General features: G+C 65.6%; 9 protein-coding genes and 1 pseudogene. All 10 read left to right on the plus strand.

All coding sequences use genetic code 11. The annotated features are described in order from the left end of the window. The first annotated feature begins 2 nt into the window (after positions 1 to 2). The 10 genes and pseudogenes from AUC70_RS04395 (at position 3) to lnt (ending at position 17,500) form a co-directional block, all read left to right on the plus strand. A complete protein-coding gene (locus AUC70_RS04395; RefSeq protein WP_069443769.1) occupies positions 3 to 3,167 on the plus strand; it encodes an efflux RND transporter permease subunit in 3,165 nt (1,054 codons plus the stop codon). Continuing rightward, positions 3,167 to 3,334 carry a DUF3240 family protein gene (locus AUC70_RS17820; RefSeq protein ID WP_244505495.1) on the plus strand — a complete coding sequence of 56 codons (168 nt, stop codon included), beginning with the start codon at positions 3,167 to 3,169 and terminating at the stop codon, positions 3,332 to 3,334. Before AUC70_RS04395 ends, AUC70_RS17820 begins: the two co-directional genes overlap by 1 nt. A 139-nt stretch (positions 3,335 to 3,473) precedes the next feature. After that, entirely contained in the window at positions 3,474 to 3,785 is a 312-nt protein-coding gene (locus AUC70_RS04400) for a hypothetical protein (RefSeq protein WP_141701952.1), read from the plus strand. Positions 3,786 to 4,432: 647 nt separating this feature from the next. After that, a pseudogene (locus AUC70_RS04405) lies at positions 4,433 to 9,644 on the plus strand (alpha-2-macroglobulin family protein). Next, a complete protein-coding gene (pbpC, locus tag AUC70_RS04410; RefSeq protein ID WP_069443771.1) occupies positions 9,644 to 11,731 on the plus strand; it encodes a penicillin-binding protein 1C in 2,088 nt (695 codons plus the stop codon). Before AUC70_RS04405 ends, pbpC begins: the two are co-directional and overlap by 1 nt. Positions 11,732 to 11,783: 52 nt before the next feature. Next, on the plus strand, positions 11,784 to 13,163 hold the full coding sequence (gene miaB, locus AUC70_RS04415) for a tRNA (N6-isopentenyl adenosine(37)-C2)-methylthiotransferase MiaB (protein ID WP_069443772.1): 1,380 nt from the start codon (positions 11,784 to 11,786) through the stop codon (positions 13,161 to 13,163). A 118-nt stretch (positions 13,164 to 13,281) separates the two neighbouring features. Continuing rightward, complete coding sequence (locus AUC70_RS04420; protein WP_069443773.1) at positions 13,282 to 14,280, plus strand: PhoH family protein; 999 nt, start codon at positions 13,282 to 13,284, stop codon at positions 14,278 to 14,280. Then, entirely contained in the window at positions 14,280 to 14,876 is a 597-nt protein-coding gene (gene ybeY, locus AUC70_RS04425; protein WP_069443774.1) for an rRNA maturation RNase YbeY, read from the plus strand. The genes AUC70_RS04420 and ybeY overlap by 1 nt, the downstream gene beginning before the upstream one ends. Continuing rightward, positions 14,877 to 15,857, plus strand: coding sequence for a hemolysin family protein (locus AUC70_RS04430; protein WP_083241246.1), 981 nt, complete (start codon positions 14,877 to 14,879; stop codon positions 15,855 to 15,857). A gap of 8 nt (positions 15,858 to 15,865) precedes the next feature. Then, the gene (gene lnt / locus AUC70_RS04435) at positions 15,866 to 17,500 is read left to right on the plus strand and encodes an apolipoprotein N-acyltransferase (RefSeq protein WP_141701954.1); all 1,635 of its coding nucleotides are present in this window, start codon (positions 15,866 to 15,868) and stop codon (positions 17,498 to 17,500) included. The last annotated feature ends 39 nt before the right edge of the window (positions 17,501 to 17,539 follow it).

A 17,539-nucleotide genomic window follows, 5' to 3' on the forward strand; every position in this document is an offset into this window, starting at 1 on the left:
GGATGCTGCGTCGTCTGATCGAATTCTCGCTCACGCAGCGTGTCTTCATGCTGCTCGTTTACGCGCTGGTGGCGGCTGCCGGCGTCTACGCGTTCCGCACGATCCCCATTGACGCCTTTCCCGACATCTCGCCGGTCCAGGTGAAGATGATCCTGAAGGCGCCGGGAATGACCCCGGAAGAGGTCGAGACGCGCGTCAACACGCCGATCGAGATGGAGCTTCTCGGTATTCCGGGACAGACCATCCTGCGATCGTCCGCAAAATACGGCGTCGCCGACATCACGCTCGACTTCGAGGAAGGCACCGATCTCTATTGGGCACGGCAGCAGGTTGCCGAACGTCTCGCCAGCGTTCGCGGCGATCTTCCCGGCAGCGTGACCGGGGGGCTCGCGCCGATCTCCACGCCGCTGTCGGACGTGTTCATGTTCACGATCGAAGGCGGCGACCTCTCGCTCGAGGATCGGCGCAGCCTCCTGGACTGGACCATCCGTCCGGCTCTTCGGACCATTCCGGGTGTGGCGGACGTGAATGCGCTTGGCGGCATGGTGCGGACCTTCGAGGTCGCGCCGAACGGCGCCGCGCTGGCCGATGCCGGTCTCGGCGTTTCCGATTTGGCCTCTGCCATCGAGGCCAGCAACCGCAATGACGGCGCAGGAAGGCTCACCGAAGGCGAGAAGGCGCTCGTGGTGCGCTCGGAAGGGGCGATCACAACCCCTAAGGATCTCGAGCAGATCGTGCTCAAGATGGACGGCGAGCGTGTCCTTCGGCTCGGCGATGTGGCCACGGTCGGGATCGGCAATCTCACCCGTTACGGCGCTGTTACCGAGAACGGGAACGACGAAGCGGTGCAAGGGCTCGTGCTGTCCCTGCGGGGCGCCGATGCCAGCGCCATTGTCCAAGCTGTTCGCGAGCGTCTCGACGAGCTGAAGCCGAGCTTCCCGCCGGGCGTCACCATCGACGTGTTCTACGATCGCTCCGATTTGATCTCGAACGCCGTCGGTACGGTGACCAAGGCGCTGCTCGAGGCGACGGTCCTGGTTGTCATCCTCCTGGTGGCGTTTCTCGGAAACCTGCGTGCGGCCTTCGTGGTGGCGCTGACGCTCCCGTTCGCAGCGCTCCTGACCTTCGTCATGATGCGGCTATTCGGGATGACCGCCAATCTCATGAGCCTCGGCGGGCTCGCCATCGCTATCGGTCTGATTGTCGATGCCGCCGTCGTCGTCGTCGAAAACACGGTCGAGCGTCTTCAGCACGCCAAGCCTGATTCCAAGATTCCCAAACTCAACGAGGTCTATAGAGCCGCCAGCGAAGTGGCCACGCCGGTGACGGCTGGCATCATCATCATCTGCCTGGTGTTCCTGCCACTGCTGTCGCTGTCCGGCTTGGAAGGCAAATTGTTCGGCCCCGTGGCGCTGACGATGATCATGGCCCTGAGTGGCTCGCTCGTTTTGTCGCTGACGCTCATTCCCGTCCTGGCGTCGTTCGTCCTCAAGTCCGGTGCACACGCCGAGCCGTGGCTGGTGCGCATGATGACGCGCGGCTATCGCGCGCTCCTCAAGGCGTGTCTGCGCTTTCCGTTGCCCGTGTACCTGCTGGCGGCCGCCGGACTTGTCGCCCTCGTCGTCGCCTACGGCGCGATCGGCAAGACCTTCATGCCGACGATGGACGAGGGGAACGTGATCATGCAGATCACGAAACATCCCTCGATTAACTTGCAGGCCAGCATCGACGGCGACCTGCTGATCCAGCGCGCACTCAAGGAAAAGGTGCCTGAGGTCGAGCACATTGTCGCGCGCGTCGGCTCCGACGAACTCGGTCTCGACCCGATGGGTCTGAACGAGACGGATATGTTCCTCGTTCTGAAGCCGAAGGACGAGTGGCGCGTGCCGGACAAGCAGTGGCTCATCGAGCAATTGCGCACGGCCATGGCCGATCTTCCCGGCTATGAGTTTGCCTTCACGCAGCCGATCGAGATGCGCACCGCCGAGATGCTGACCGGATCGCGAGGCGATCTGGCCGTCAAGATCTTCGGCCCCGATCTCCAGGTGCTGTCCGACATCTCCGCGAAGATTCAATCGACACTGCGAAACGTGCCGGGCGCCGCGGAGGTATCGACGGTCGCCAATGACAGCGTCGACTACATGCAGATCGATGTCGACCGCCTGTCGGCGGGCCGCACCGGCCTGTCTGTCACGCGGCTACAGGACGAGCTGCGGTCGGTGATCGAGGGGGCACCGGTCGGCCTCGTCGCGGAACCAGGACGGCGAACGAACATCGTCATTCGCGGCAGCGAGGTCGTCCGCGAGGATCCCGACGTGTTCGCCATGACGCAGTTTGCCGCTGGCGATGGAGGCCTCGTACGCGTGGGCGACGTGGCCAAGCTCGAGCGCGTCGCCGGGCCGATCAAGATCAGCCGGGAGAATGCATCGCGGTTCGCCGTGGTGCAGGCCTATGTGACCGGTCGCGATCTCGTTGGATTTGTCGAGGAAGCGCAGCAGGCGGTCGCCGAGAAGGTTCAGCTGCCCCAAGGCTACCGTCTGGTCTGGGGCGGCCAGTTCGAGAACCAGCGCCGTGCGGCGACGCGTCTGTCCATCGTCATTCCGATCGCGCTTGTCCTGATCTTTGGCGTCCTGTTCGCGACGCTGCGGTCCATGCGGCAGTCGCTGCTGATCCTCGCCAACGTGCCGTTCGCACTTGTCGGCGGACTGCTCGCCCTGTGGCTATCCGGCGAATACCTATCGGTTCCGGCGTCCGTCGGTTTCATCGCGCTGCTCGGGATCGCCGTGCTCAACGGCCTGGTCCTGGTCAGTCACTTCAACGAACTGCTCGCAAACGGGATGGCGGTTCGCGAGGTCGTCTTCGAAGGCGCCGTACGCCGGCTGCGGCCGGTCATGATGACCGCCAGCATCGCCGCGTTCGGGCTTGTACCGCTTCTGTTCGCCACGGGTCCTGGTTCGGAAATCCAGAAGCCTCTGGCGATCGTCGTGATCGGCGGCCTCGTCAGCTCGACGGCGCTCACACTCATCCTGCTTCCGATCCTGTTCCGGCGCTTTGGCGTCGCGGCCCTTTCATCCCGCACATCCGATGGAATGCTCTCATGGACCAATCCCTTTGCAAACTCACGCTCGTCTGCCCCCCGGACAGCGCCGACCACATCGCCGAGCTGATGCTGACTCTCGAGCCACCGCTGCCGGGATTCACGACATGGGCTGCCGAAGGCCACGGTTTCGGCTTCGGCGACGCGACCGTCAGCGAGCGCGTGCGCGGGCGCGTGAAACGCAACGTGATCGTGGCCGTGCTCGGCCGCAGGGTCGCAGCGACGTTCTCGACCTGATCGAGCAAAAGGGCGCCGTCGCCCACCTCACGTACTGGACCGAACCTGTCGACGGCTTTGGGCAGATGCAGCGGACTGACCCGGCGCCAGAGCAACGTGACGAGAAACCCGAAACCCAACCAAACCAGGAGGCCAAACAATGACCACCAACCGTCCCACCACACCCGTCAGCCCACGCCGCTTTCAGCCGCTCAGAAGAGCGATTCTCGTAGCGATGACGGCCGCTTTGCTGGGAGCACCCGCGCTCGTCTCAGAGGCGCGCGCGGCATCGTCGCAAACAGCCGCCGCTCAGCTTGAGCCCGCAAACTGGTTCGGCGCGAATCGAAAAGCCAAGAAGTCCAGTAACGTCAGAAGCAGCGATGCGAATGCCGGCCGGCGCAGCTGCTGGGAATACCGGCGCCATGGAGGACGGTGGAAGCGGGTCAATGTCTGCTTCCTCGAAGGCAAGTAGGTGCGTCGCGTTCCGAAAGCGGCCAGGGCCGTATTGCTGCTCCTGCTGCTGTCTACGATCCCGTTTTCTGCACGCGCCCCAATGCCAGAATAGTTCGGGCGATACAGGACGGCGGACGCCCCGGAACTCTTGGGCAATCTCCGTGATACGCCATTGGCGGCGGTCGCGTCCGCGAAGATCTCACTCGTGCGGCGCGGGTTGCGCCGGGCTTGCGAGACCTGCCGGGCATGCGTGTGAAGCGCTGCCACAAACCCCACCCCGAGAGCCACGAGCACGATGGCGAACGGCAGGGGGCGGTCACGGCGATGGCCTGAAGAGCGCCAAGGCCGCCTGCTATCAGCTGGGCCGCTGCGACCGCTCCCATGCCTACGCCCCATTGAAGACGCTCAAGGACGAGCGGTTCGGTATGTCCGCTCTTCTCCCCGAAATGGACCTGCCGTGCGGCCTGAGGGATCTCGGAGCGATGCAGGCTTTAAGGTGTTGAAAACTATACCGTTTTTTGACTGTTTTCGTTTCGCTGTGCGCAATGAAGCCTTGTTCGGTATCGGTGGTTTCGAGCCCAAGCTCATTTGTTTCCGTCATGATGCTCCGCTACCATGGACTCCTCGCCCGCTCGCCGCCGAGGGCCGGGCGCCTGGAGGACACCCATGGTTGTGTGGTTTCGCACCGGCTTCGCCGCTGTGCTTTTCGCCTGCGTCTCCCTATCCGCTCTCGCCGCCGACAAGACCTATCAAGACGACGCGCTGGACGAAGCGGCCATCACGCTCAAAGCCGACCTAAAGAACGAGTCCGGCACTATCGAGCGGCCCGTGCCGATGCTGAAGGAGCAGGCCGCCGTGCAGCTGCGGAAGCAGTATCTCGGGAACGCCGCCTTTATCTATGGCCAGATCGTCACCGCCGCGCCGAACGACTCCGAGGCTTGGCGGCGCTCGCCGATATCTGGCTGGCCATCCCGCCGGACGAGGACGACGATGGTAGCGAGCGCTACCGCGAGGCCAGAACCGCCGCCTATGTCGCCTACACCCAAGCGAAGACGCCCGAGGGCGAAGCCGCGGCACTCGGCTCTCTCGCAAACGCATTCGCCAAGGGCAGCGAGTGGCGTCCGGCGCTGAACGCGCTGCGGCTTGCGACCACGCTCGACGACGATCCGGGCCTGGCGGCCACCTACGCTCAGCTTCGCGAGAAATACGGATTCCGGGTCGCCGATTTCAGCGTGGATTCCGACGCGACCTCACCCCGGGCATGTTTCCAGTTCACCGAGCCTCTGCTTGCGCGCGCGGATTACGCCCCGTTCGTCGCCGTCGCCGGCGAGGACAAGCCGGCCCTGTCGCTCGACGACAAGCAGCTCTGCGTCGAGGGCCTGAAACACGGCGAGTCTTATAGTGTGACCCTGCGTGCGGGCCTGCCCTCGTCCGTCCACGAGGACCTCGTCAAGAACGCCCCGTTCACGATCTACGTGCGCGATCGCACACCGTCAGTGCGGCCCGTGGGCAAGGCGTATGTGCTGCCCAGCACCGGCCAGCAGGGCATTCCGCTGCAGTCGGTCAATACCGGCGCGCTCGATGTCACGCTGTATCGCATCGGCGATCGCAATCTGCTGGGGACCGTGCTCGGCTACGACTTCCAGCGCAATCTCTACGGCTACAGCCTCGAAAACATCGCCGACGAAAGCGGCGAGGAAGTTTGGAGCGGCTCGCTCAAGGTCAAGAAGGACCTGAATAAGGACGTCACGACGGCCTTCCCGATCAGCGAGGCCGTGCCACACCTGGCGCCCGGTATCTACATCCTCGCCGCGCGGCCCTCGGACGTCCCGGCGACGACTACGGCGAACGCGCGACCCAATGGTTCGTCGTGTCCGACTATGGGCTGACGGCCTATTCCGGCTCGGACGGCATTCATGCCTTCGTCAACTCGCTGGCCACGACGGAGCCGATCTCCGGCGTCGAATTGCGGCTGATCGCCCGCAACAACGAAGTTCTCGGCACGGCAACGACCGATGCGAACGGTGCTGTGACGTTTGCGCCGGGCCTCGCGCGCGGCAAGGGCGGTCTTGCGCCCGCGCTGCTGGTCACGGGCGCCACGAAGGGCGACTATGCCTTCCTCAATCTGAAGACACCGGGTTTCGATCTGACCGACCGGGGCGTGGCCGGCCGGGACGCGCCGAAGGGGCTCGACTCCTTCGTCTTCACTGAGCGTGGCGTCTACCGCACCGGCGAGACCGTGCACATCACTGCGCTGCTCCGGAACGCAGCCGGCATCGCCGTGCCGAACCTCAACGCGACACTCGTTGTCGACCGGCCGGACGGCATCGAGTATCGCCGCATTGTCGCGCGGGACTCAGGTGTCGGCGGCCTATCCGCCGATCTGCCGCTCATCGCCGCGGCCCAGACCGGCACGTATCGGGTCAAAGTCTATTCGGATCCGAAGGCGGCGCGATCGGCGAGACGAGCTTCCTCGTCGAAGACTATGTGCCTGAGCGTCTCGAGTTCGACATCTCCACTGATGCGAAAAGCCTGTCGCAAGGCTCCCCCGCCAAGATCGCTCTCGACGGCCGCTTCCTATACGGGGCGCCGGCGTCGGGGCTTCCAGTCGACGGCGAACTGAAGGTCACGGCAACCAGCGCCCGGCCCGGTTACGACGGCTATGTGTTCGGTACGAAAGACGCCGACAGCGGCGAGAGTTTCACTGTCGAGACGCTGCCGCTCGCGGATCTCCCTGAGACCGATCCCAAGGGCCAAGCCACGTTCGACGTGGCGCTCGGCGCGTTGCCGCCCTCGTCGCGCCCGCTTCAAGCCAAAGTCGTGGTGCGCCTGGCCGAACCCGGCGGCCGCGCGGTCGAACAGGACCTGACGCTGCCGATCAAGCCGAAGGCGGACATGATCGGGGTGAAGCCGTTGTTCAAGAGCACATCTCTCAGCGACAACGACACCGCCAAGTTCGACGTGGTGATGGTCGCGCCCGACGGCACGCAACTGGCCAGCAAAGGCCTGAAATGGCAGCTGCTGCGCATCGAGCGGAAGTACCAATGGTACCGCCAATACGGCAGTTGGAACTACGAGCCCATCAAGGTCACGCGCCGCGTCGCGAATGGTGTGATCGACGCAAGCGCCGGTGCGCCTGCTTCGATCGAGATACCCGTTTCCTGGGGCCGCTACCGGCTCGAGGTCGAAAGCCCCGACCCGCTCGGGCCCGTCACGACCTACGGCTTCGACTCCGGCTGGTACGCCGAGGCCAGCGCCGATACGCCCGACCGCCTCGAGATCGCGCTGGACAAATCGGGCTATGCGGAAGGCGACACGATGAACGTGGCCGTGACCGCGCGCAGCGCCGGCACCGTCACGCTTTCGGTGATCGGCGACAGGCTGCTCACCCAGAGCACGACCGACGTCGAGCCGGGTCTCACGACGATCCCCCTCACGGTGGGTTCGGACTGGGGCACCGGCGCCTATGTGCTGGCGACGCTCCGCCGTCCGCTCGATGCGGAGGCCAAACGCATGCCGGGCCGGGCCATCGGCACTCAATGGTTCAGCATCGACAAGGCGCAGAACACGATCGGCGTCGCGATGGACCTGCCCGAACTCATCCGGCCCAACTCGAAGCTGCTTGTGCCGGTTAAGCTCACCAACCTCGCCCCGGGCGAGCAGGCGCACATCGTCGTCTCGGCGGTCGACGTGGGCATTCTCAATCTCACCGGCTACGAGCCGCCGAACCCGGACGAATACTATCTCGGCCAACGCAAGCTTTCTTCCGAGGTCCGCGACCTGTACGGGCAGTTGATCGACGGCATGCAAGGAACGCGCGGCCAGATCAGGACCGGCGGCGATGGCGGCGCCGGAACGCTGCAGGGCAGCCCCCCGTCCGGGCCGCCGCTCGCCCTCTATTCCGGCATCGTCACCGTGGGCGACGACGGCACCGCCGAGATCGAATTCGACATTCCCGCCTTCACGGGAACGGCGCGGGTCATGGCCGTGGCCTGGAACAAGACCCAAGTCGGACACGGCTCGGGCGACGTGATAGTGCGCGACCCCGTGGTGGTGACGACCACGCTTCCGCGCTTCCTGCTCATGGGCGATCACTCGACGCTGCGCCTCGACCTCGACAATGTCGAAGGCGCGAGCGGTGACTACACAATCGCGCTAGCGACGACAGGTCCCATCGCGCTGCCCAAGACAGAGGGAGTCCTCGACATCGACGCCAAGACGCGCAAGGCCGCGTCCTTCGAGATTGCGGCTCTGGGCGTCGGCGAAGGCAGCGTCGACGTCACCGTGCGCGGCCCCGAGAGCTTCGAGGTCGCGCGGCGTACACGATCGAGGTGCAACCGGCCACGCAGATCTTTGCGCGCCGTACGGTGACACCGCTTGCACCCGGCAAGAGCATCACGCTCTCCAATGACGTGTTCGCCAATCTCGTACCGGGGACTGGCAGCCTCGCGCTCTCCGTCACGCCAACCGCGGCGCTCGACGTCACCGGCCGGCTGGCGGCGCTCGACCGCTACCCGCTCGGATGCACCGAACAGATCGTCAGCCGCGCGCTCCCGCTCCTTTACTTGAGCGAACTGGAGACGGAGCAAACGCCAGACCCGGATACGGCCAAGCGCATCGATACCGCCATTGAGACCGTGCTGGCCCGTCAGGGCTACGAAGGCGGGTTCGGCCTTTGGTCGCCCGGCGGCGGCGATGCTTGGCTCGATGCCTATGTCGCCGACTTCCTGACGCGCGCACGGGCGCAAGGCCACGCCATTCCCGACGAGCGCTTCAAGCTCGCGATCAACCGCTTGCGCAATTATGTGAGCACCGCGCCGGACGTCTCCAACGACGGCGGTCTCGCCCTGTCCTACGCGCTCTATGTGCTGGCGCGAAACGGGGCGGCGCCGGTGGGCGATCTGCGCTACGTGGCCGACGTCAAGATGGGCCAACTCGGTTCTCCCGCGGCGCAGGCCGAGATCGGCGCGGCGCTCGCCATGCTCGGCGACCGGGTGCGCGCCGAAAAGGCCTTCCGTGTCGCCGCCAGCGCGCTTCCTGATGAGATCGTGACAACGAACGGCCGTGTCGACTTCGGATCCCGCCTGCGGGATGCCGCCACGGTGGTGACACTCGCTGCCGAAGGCAAAGCGGCGGAGCCGATCCTCGTCAGCGCGACCAAGGAGATCGGCGTCGCACGCAAGGCCGTGACCCGCACGTCCACGCAAGAGGATGCCTGGCTCATTCTGGCCGCGCGCGCGCTTGGGAACCAGGGCGTCGAGCTCGATGTCGCGGCGGGTGCGGCAGAGCCGGTGCCGCAGAGCGGCCCGCTCTATCGGGACTACAGCGAAGAGGACCTCGGCATCAGCCCGGTCGCGGTAACCAATCGCGGCAGCGCGCCTGTCGACGTGGTGTTCTCCGTGTCCGGCGCACCGACATCGCCCGAGCCCGCAACCGACAGCGGCTTTGCGCTCGAGCGCACCTTCCACACGCTGGACGGCCAGGAGGTCGACATCGCAGAGGCCAAGCAGAACGAACGCTATGTGGTTCTGCTCTCCGTGACGGAGGCCAAGCCGCAATTCGCGCGCGTTGCTCTGACCGACCACGTGCCCGCGGGCTTCGAGATCGACAATCCGAAGCTGGTCTCGTCGGCCGACACGGGCGGACTGCCCTGGATCACTCATGCGCGCGTCCGGTGCATACGGCGTTCCGTGACGACCGTTTCGTGGCGGCGTTCGACCGCACCGCGAAGAGCCCGGTCGTCTACCGCGTCGCCTATATCGTGCGCGCCGTCTCGCCGGGCACTTATGTGCTGCCGCAGGCAAGCGTCGAAGATATGTATCAGCCCGACCGCTTCGGCCGGACGGCGACGGGCACGGTGAAGGTGACGGCGCGCTGATGGGGACTCCGCAGAGACGCAACTGGCGCCGCCGCCTCACTTATGCGGCGGTCGGCGCGTTGTGGTGCGGCGCCATCGCCGCGGGAGCGCTTGTCGGCCTCGCCGATACGTTCGGGCCGCCGCCGCTCGGCAAGAACCTCAACTATTCCAAGACCGTGCTCGGCAGCGACGGCGACCTGTTGCGCGCGTATCTCGCGCCCGATGGCCGCTGGCGTCTGCCCGCCTCACGCACGGATGTGGACCCGCGCTTCCTGGAGGCGCTGCTCGCCTATGAGGACAAGCGCTTCTACGACCATCATGGCGTCGACCCGCTTTCCATGACGCGCGCTTTCTTCCAGTTCGCGACGCGTGGAGAGATCGTCTCGGGCGGGTCGACGATCACAATGCAGGTCGCCCGCCTCCTGGAGCCGCGGCGCAAGCGCTCGCTCTATGCGAAGTACCGCCAGATGGTGCGGGCGCTGCAACTCGAGCAGGCCTACAGCAAGAACGAAATCCTCTCGCTCTATCTCACGCTGGCGCCCTATGGCGGCAACCTTGAAGGAATCCGCGCGGCGTCCTTCGCCTATTTCGGCAAGGAGCCGCGACGCCTGACACTCGGCGAAACGGCGCTGCTGGTCGCCTTGCCGCAGTCGCCGGAATATCGCCGCCCCGATCGCCACCCGAAACACGCGCGTGCAGGCCGGAACCGCGTTCTCGATCGCATCTCTGACAGCGGCATCTTCAGCCCTGCGGAACTGGAGGCGGCCAAGGCCGAGCCGGTGCCGGACGCGCGCAGACCCATGCCGCTCGGCGCGCCCCATGCCGCGGACGACGCCAAGGCCGCGTTCGCCGGTCAATCGATCATCCGGCTGACGATCCGCGCGCGGCTGCAACGGCGCCTGGAGCGGCTGGCCCGCGAACGCGCCGTCGCTCTCGGCGATGCCATGTCCGTGGCCATCGTGGTCGTGGAGAATGACACGGGCCGCGTGCTCGCCCGTGTCGGCACGCCCGACTATTTCGATCTGGACCGCGCCGGTCAGGTGGACCTCACCCGCGCGGTGCGCTCGCCAGGCTCCACGTTGAAGCCCTTTATCTACGGGCTCGGCTTCGAGGACGGCCTGATCCATCCGGAGTCGCTGATCGAGGACAGGCCCATTCGGTTCGGCGACTACGCACCGGAGAATTTCGACCAGACGTTTCAGGGCACCGTCACGGTGCGCCGGGCGCTGCAACAGTCCCTCAACGTGCCGGCGGTGTCGCTGCTCGATGCGGTCGGCCCCAGCCGCCTTCTGGCGCGGCTCGACGAGGCGGGCGCGCGGCTGACGCTGCCTGAACACGAAACGGCCGGGCTTGCACTGGGGCTCGGCGGCATCGGCATTCGGCTTGTCGATCTCACCGCGCTCTATGCGGGCCTGGCGCGCCAGGGAACTGTCGTGCCGCTCTACGAACGCGAGGCAGAGCCGCGCTGGCCGGAACGGCGGCTGATGGAGCCGGTCGCGGCCTGGTATGTAGGCGACATCTTGCGCGACGCGCCGCCCCCGCCGAACGCGCTTGGCGGGCGGATCGCCTTCAAGACGGGCACGAGCTACGGCTATCGCGACGCTTGGGTCGTCGGCTTCGACGGGCGCTATACGGTCGGGGTCTGGACGGGGCGGCCCGACGGCGCCCCGGTGCCCGGTCTTTTGGGGCGCACAGCGGCAGCGCCGATCCTGTTCGACGTGTTCGCCCGTCTCATCGAGCAGCCGCGTCCTCTGCGCCCGCACCCAAAGGGGTCCTGCTTGCCCGCACCGCGCAGTTCGCCGCCGCCCTCCGCCGCTTCGCGCGAGCGCCCTTGCCGGCACCGCGCGCGCACCGGACGTGCGCATCCTGTTCCCGCCCGACGGCGCCTCCTTAGCACTCGAGGCCGACGGGGACACCATCGATCCGTCGCCATCAAGTTCACCGGCGGCACGGCCCCGCTGAACATCCTTGTGGACGGACTGCCGCTGCAGTCGGCACGTGGGGCCGGAACCGTATTCTTCTCGCCCCAAGGCCCCGGCTTCGTGCGGCTGACCGTGACCGACGCGCTTGGCGCGGCCGACAGCGTGCTCGTCCGGCTGCAGCAATAGGGCTTGCGCCCCTGCCTCTTGACGAATGTCAGGGCCTTGCTCACAACAGCGCATGACCCAGAGCCGCAAAAAGCTCCATATCAAGACCTTCGGCTGCCAGATGAATGCGTACGATTCCGAGCGCATGGCCGAAGCGCTGGCGCCTGCCGGTTACGATGTGACCGAGGCCATGGACGATGCGGATCTCGTGATCCTCAACACCTGCCACATCCGCGAGAAGGCCGCCGAGAAGGTTTACTCGGAACTCGGCCGCGTGCGGCTGAACAAAGAAGCCCGCAAGGGCCAAGGGCGCGGCACCATGGTCGCCGTGGCCGGCTGCGTGGCGCAGGCCGAAGGCGAGGAGATCATCGCCCGCGCGCCCGTGGTCGATATCGTGGTCGGCCCGCAGAGCCTGCACAGGCTTGCCGACCTCGTGGCCAAGGCCGAGACCGGGGAACGCTCGGTGGAGACCGCATTCCCCGCCGACGACAAGTTCACCGCGTTGCCGAAGCGCGTGGGCGGCAAACGCCAGGTTTCCGCCTTCGTGACGGTCCAAGAGGGCTGCGACAAGTTCTGTACGTTCTGCGTCGTGCCCTATACGCGCGGCGCCGAATACTCGCGGCCCGTGGCGGACATCGTCGCCGAAGTGGAACGGCTCGCCGCCGCCGGCGTGCGCGAGGTCACGCTGCTCGGCCAGAACGTCAACGCCTACCACGGCGACGGCGAGGATGGCTCGTCTTGGTCCCTGGCGCGGCTGCTGCGGCGGCTCGGGGAGATTCCGGACATCGCCCGCATGCGCTTCACCACGAGCCATCCGCGCGACATGGACGAGGACCTCATCGCCCTGTTCGGGGATGAAGAGAAGCTGATGCCGTATCTGCATCTGCCCTATCAGGCGGGGTCGGACCGGATCTTGGCGGCGATGAACCGCAAACATACGGCCGAGGAATACGAGCGCCTCATCGAGCGCATCCGGGCCGCACGGCCGGACCTCGCCCTTTCAACGGACATCATCGTCGGCTTTCCCGGCGAGACGGATGAAGACTTCCAGGACACGCTCGACGTCGCCAAGCGCGTGGGCTTCGCCCAGGCCTTTTCCTTCAAATACAGCGCCCGTCCGGGCACGCCCGGCGCCTCGCTCGACGGACAAGTTCCGGACATGGTTAAGAAGGAACGGCTGGCCATGCTCCAGGCGCAACTCGAAGAAAGCCGCCGCGCCTTCGACCGTGCGACAGTCGGCCGCCGGATTCCGGTGCTCTTCGAGGGCAAGGGGCGGAAACCCGGACAGATCGCCGGGCGTTCTCCTTACCTTCAGGCCGTGTATGTGGACGGTCCGGAACAGTTGATAGGTCGCATCGCCGAGGTTGACATCTCGGCCGCAGGGCCGAACAGTCTTACCGGTGTCATGAACGCGGGATTTGAATGGCTAGAGCCGATTCGAACAGCCGTTTGAGCTGCAAGGCAGTTTTCGGAAAGCACTTTTGACGCGCGGGCGAGTAGCAACGGCAAAGCGCCTAGATACGGCGCAAGCAAATGGGGTCCAAGAGCCCCTGGTCGTCTATTTTGACGATATGGCCCTTGTGCGCGACCTTCTTGGCCATTTCGACGCGAACCTCGCCGTTCTGGAAGAGCGGCTCGGCATCGAAGCCGTGGTCAACGGCACGGCGATCGCCTTGCGCGGCCCGGTTGAGGCCTGCGCCGCCGCAAAGGTCATCCTCGAGCACCTCTACAATCGCCTTGCCGCGGGAGAGACCATCGGCGTCGGGGACGTTGCCGGCGCAGTCCGTCACGCCACCGCAGCCGACGTGGCCGAGAGCGGCGTTCGGCCCAAGGCACAGCAGATCAAGACCCGCAAGCGCGTCATCACCGCAAGGACGCCCGCGCAAAGCGCCTATCTGGAGTGCCTGCAGAACAACGACCTCGTTTTCGCCACCGGGCCGGCCGGTACGGGCAAGACCTATCTGGCCGTGGCGTTCGCCGCAGCGGCTTTGGAGAGCGGTCTTTGCGACCGGCTGATCCTGTCGCGCCCGGCCGTGGAGGCTGGCGAGCGCTTAGGCTTCCTGCCGGGCGACATGCGCGAGAAGGTCGATCCATATTTGCGCCCGCTTTATGATGCCCTTTACGACACGCTGGGCTCCGAGCGGGTGGAACGCGGGCTCGAGACCGGCATGATCGAAATCGCCCCACTCGCGTTCATGCGCGGGCGCACGCTTTCCAATGCCATGGTCATTCTCGACGAGGCGCAAAACTGCACGGCGGTTCAACTGAAGATGTTTCTCACGCGCCTCGGTGAAGGCAGCAAGATGATCGTGACCGGCGATCCTACCCAGGTCGACCTGCCCAAGGGGCAGGATTCGGGCCTGTTCCAGGCGATCGAGATCCTGCGTGGGATCGACGAGATCGGCCACATCGCCTTCGCCAATGCGGACGTGGTCCGGCGCGAACTCGTCGGGCGCATCGTGGCGGCCTACGATGCCGCCAGCCAGTCCGAGCGTCCGGACGCAAAGCCCCTCGTGGAGCCCTCGCCTGCAGAGCGGACGACCGCTGCTCCCGGCGCCGGGGAAGACTGATGAGCGACGACGGCCCTAGACCGAGTACCAGGCAGACTCCCGCCACATGCGTGCTGGACGTCGACGTCGTGCGCCACGACGGCGCGTGGACCGAACGCGGTATCAGCGACGCCATGTTGGAGCTTGCAGCTCACGCCGCGCTTGCCTCCGCACCGCCTACGAAGACCGCGCATTGCGAAGTGACCGTCGTGCTGACGGACGACGCCGAGATCCGCGAGCTCAATCGAACCTGGCGCGGCAAGGACGAGCCGACGAACGTGCTCTCGTTTCCGTCGGGAGACATGCCCGGCACGGCGGGCGCGATCGATGACGACGTCCCGGATGGCGTCCCTGTGCTCCTCGGCGATATCGTCATTGCGCTCGAGACCACCGCCGCGGAAGCGGCCGAGAAGGCCATTCCCCTGTCCGACCACGTGTCGCATCTGGTGGTGCACGGCGCCCTGCACTTGCTGGGCTTCGACCATCTTAACGACAAAGAAGCCGAACAGATGGAAGACTTGGAACGACAGGCCCTGGCATCGTTGGGCATTGCGGACCCTTACGCGGACGATGTTCCCGCCCGGGACAGCAATGCAGGCCTAGCGGAGATCGCATAAATGAGTACCCCCGCGCCAGAGCGCGATCGCGAAATAGAATCGGCCCGCACGACCGAAGACGAGTCCTCCTGGTTCGAACGGCTGCTGCAGACGTTCGGACTTAACGACGAACGAGACCTGCGCACTTTGATCGAGAGCGCTCTCGTCAAAAGCACAAGCGATGCGCTGAGCCCGCAGGAACGCAGCATGATGCTGCGTATATTGCGTTTCGGCACGCTGACCGTGGAGGACGTCATGGTCCCCCGCGCCGACATCGTCTCCGTGGACGACAGCGTGAGCATCGAGGACCTGTTGCGCGTGTTCCGAAAGTCCGAACACAGCCGCGTTCCGGTCTATCGCGAAACCTTGGACGACCCGCGCGGCATGATCCATATCCGCGACTTGATGTCGTGGATCACCGAGGAAGCGAACGGCACCGACGACGGCCGCATCGACCTCGGCAAGGTCGACCTCACGCGGACCGTCGGCTCAATCGAAATCGCACGCGAGTTGATCTACGTGCCGCCGTCCATGTCCGTGCTCGATCTCCTGCTCAAGATGCAGACGGCGCAGCTTCATCTCGCGCTCGTCGTCGACGAATATGGCGGCACGGACGGCCTCGTCTCGATCGAGGATCTCGTGGAAGAGGTCGTGGGCGATATCGCCGATGAGCACGACGTCGAAGACGAACCCATGCTGGAGAACGATCCGGTGCTCGGCCTCGTCGCAGACGCCCGGCTGCCCATCGAAGAGTTGGACGAGTATCTGGGCGTCGACCTCGTCACCGACGAACAGGAAGAGGATATCGACACGCTGGGCGGCGTGGTGTTTGCGCTCGCCGGCCGGATTCCCGCGCGTGGCGAGGTGGTGAGCCATCCGTGCGGCGTCGAGTTCGAGGTTCTGGACGCCGACCCGCGACGGATCAAGCGCGTGCGCATCCATCTGCCCAAGGGGCATATCATCCCCGCCGAGAAGAGCGGCGCAACGCCAAGCGAGTCTTGAGCGGCGCCGTGGCAGGGCCCGCGCGCATCGCGGCCTGGACGGCGGGCCTGACCGGGCTGAAACGCGCTGCCATGGGCATTCTGCTCGGGGCGATTTCGGTTCTCGCCTTCGCGCCGTTTCATCTGTGGCCCATCCTGTTCGTGAGCCTTGGCGGGCTCGTTTGGCTGCTCGACGGCAGCTACCGCAGCGGAGAAACGCGCACCGCGCGCGTCCTCGCCGCCGCCCTGACGGGCTTCTGGTTCGGCTTCGGCTTCTTCCTCACGGGGCTCTATTGGATCGCCGAAGCTTTCCTGGTCGAGCCCTGGCGCCACGGCTGGTTGATCCCCTTCGTCATGACGGCATTCCCGGCCGGCATGGCCTTGTTCTTCGCAGGCGGCTGCGCGTTCGCCATGGTGCTGTGGCGCGAAGGCCCTGCCCGGATCTTCGCCCTGGGCCTGGGGCTCGGACTTTCGGAGCTCGCGCGCGGATACGTGCTCACGGGTCTTCCCTGGAACCTGATCGGATACGGGCTCCTCGCTGACCCCTCGTTGATGCAACTCGCCGCTGTCTTTGGCGTCTACGCCGTGACCGTGTTCGCGGTTCTGGTGTTCGCTTCCCCTGCGGCCATTTGGAGCGGTGGCGGCACACCCAGCCGCGGGTCGGCCGCTCTGGCCACCCTCCTCCTGGCACTGGTCGCTGCATCCTATATCTGGGGCGCCATGCGCCTCGCAGACGCGACCGATACGCCTACGAACTTTCGCGTCCGCCTCGTACAGGCCAATATCGACCAGGCCGAGAAATGGCGGCCCGAGAACGCCACCCGGATCTTCGAAACCTATCTCGAAATGACCGAACGGCCGGGGCTCGAGGACATCGACGTCGTGGTCTGGCCGGAAACGGCCCTGCCTTTCGCGCTCGACAAGTCTCCGGATGCGCTCGCCGCGATCGGAGACATGCTTCCCGACGGGACGGCACTGCTGGTTGGAAGCGCACGCTGGACGGAACGGCGTAACGACAAAGGAATCCTTCTCGCGCGCCATGCCTACAACAGCCTCATGGCCGTGGACGATGAGGGGCAGGTTGTCGCCGTTTACGACAAGATCCACCTGGTCCCCTTCGGCGAATATCTGCCTTACCAGGACTTCCTGGAGAGCCTCGGCGTCATGCAAATGACCGGTGTGCGCGGCGGCTTCAGTGTGGGGACGGGTCCGCGCTTGATGGCCGTTCCCGGAGCGCCGCCGGCACTGCCGTTGATTTGCTATGAGATCATTTTTCCGAACGAGGTCCGTGCCGAAGCTTCCCCTCCTGGCGGCGCCGAACGGCCCGGGTGGATGTTGAACGTCACCAACGATGCGTGGTTCGGCTCGAGCGCGGGGCCTTATCAGCACTTCTACCAGGCGCGCGTGCGCGCGGTGGAACTCGGGCTGCCTTTGGTGCGTGTCGCCAATACGGGCGTGTCGGCGGTTGTGGATCCTCACGGCCGCGTTCTTGCGAAGATCGATCTCGATACGAGGGCTATCCGCGACGTCGGCGTGCCCACTTTGGGCCTCATCACGCCCTATGCCGTATGGGGGTTGTGGGCGGAGTTTCTTGCCCTCGGAATCGCCTTATTGGGATGGCTTGTTTGCCGCATCTGCACCGGGCCACCGCGCTTGACTGGCTGACCTGGGCCAACCTATGTACTTGCCTAACCTAGAAACTTT

This window comes from Methyloceanibacter stevinii, from assembly GCF_001723355.1.
GTDB classification, from domain to species: domain Bacteria; phylum Pseudomonadota; class Alphaproteobacteria; order Rhizobiales; family Methyloligellaceae; genus Methyloceanibacter; species Methyloceanibacter stevinii.

Excerpts from the sequence above, each read along its gene's own strand:
- AUC70_RS04395 (WP_069443769.1), top strand. The coding sequence starts at position 3 with ATGCTGCGTCGTCTGATCGAATTCTCGCTCACGCAGCGTGTCTTCATG.
- AUC70_RS17820 (WP_244505495.1), top strand. The coding sequence starts at position 3,167 with ATGCTGACTCTCGAGCCACCGCTGCCGGGATTCACGACATGGGCTGCC.
- AUC70_RS04400 (WP_141701952.1), top strand. The coding sequence starts at position 3,474 with ATGACCACCAACCGTCCCACCACACCCGTCAGCCCACGCCGCTTTCAG.
- pbpC (WP_069443771.1), top strand. The coding sequence starts at position 9,644 with ATGGGGACTCCGCAGAGACGCAACTGGCGCCGCCGCCTCACTTATGCG.
- miaB (WP_069443772.1), top strand. The coding sequence starts at position 11,784 with ATGACCCAGAGCCGCAAAAAGCTCCATATCAAGACCTTCGGCTGCCAG.
- AUC70_RS04420 (WP_069443773.1), top strand. The coding sequence starts at position 13,282 with ATGGCCCTTGTGCGCGACCTTCTTGGCCATTTCGACGCGAACCTCGCC.
- ybeY (WP_069443774.1), top strand. The coding sequence starts at position 14,280 with ATGAGCGACGACGGCCCTAGACCGAGTACCAGGCAGACTCCCGCCACA.
- AUC70_RS04430 (WP_083241246.1), top strand. The coding sequence starts at position 14,877 with ATGAGTACCCCCGCGCCAGAGCGCGATCGCGAAATAGAATCGGCCCGC.